A 452-nucleotide genomic window follows, 5' to 3' on the forward strand; every position below is an offset into this window, starting at 1 on the left:
CAGGCCACGCCCCAGTTGCGCCCCAAGCCCCGCCGGCCACGGGAGCTGGAGTTGGATGAAATGTGGACCTTTGTCGGCCAYAAGGGCAATAAAGTGTGGCTCTGGCTGGCCGTGGAGCGGGCCAGTCGCCGTATCGTGGCCTGGGTGCTYGGTGACCGGAGCCGGGCCACGGCCCAGCGCCTGTGGGACGCCTTGCCCGAGCAGTATCGCACGGGCACGTGGTACTACACGGACGAGTGGGAGGCCTACCGGGGCATGTTTCCGGCCGCTGCSCAYCGGCCCAGCCCCAAAGGCAGCGGCCAGACGAGCATCGTGGAGGCCATCAACTGTTCGTTGCGCCAAAAGTGCGGCGTGTTGGTGCGCAAGTCCTGCTCGTTYAGYCGGTGCGAGAAAATGCACCAYAYGCGCATCCAACTCGTCATCGACGAGCACAACCGTCGGTTAACGCCAAC

1 protein-coding gene is annotated in these 452 nt (G+C 65.3%); it reads left to right on the forward strand.

The window, feature by feature from the left end; all coding sequences use genetic code 11:
- On the forward strand, positions 1-452 hold a 452-nt coding region (locus tag D0T11_RS21850; RefSeq protein ID WP_119657897.1), incomplete at both ends, for an IS1 family transposase.

The sequence above is a fragment of the Hymenobacter rubripertinctus genome (genome assembly GCF_003583925.1).
In the GTDB taxonomy this organism is placed as follows: domain Bacteria; phylum Bacteroidota; class Bacteroidia; order Cytophagales; family Hymenobacteraceae; genus Hymenobacter; species Hymenobacter rubripertinctus.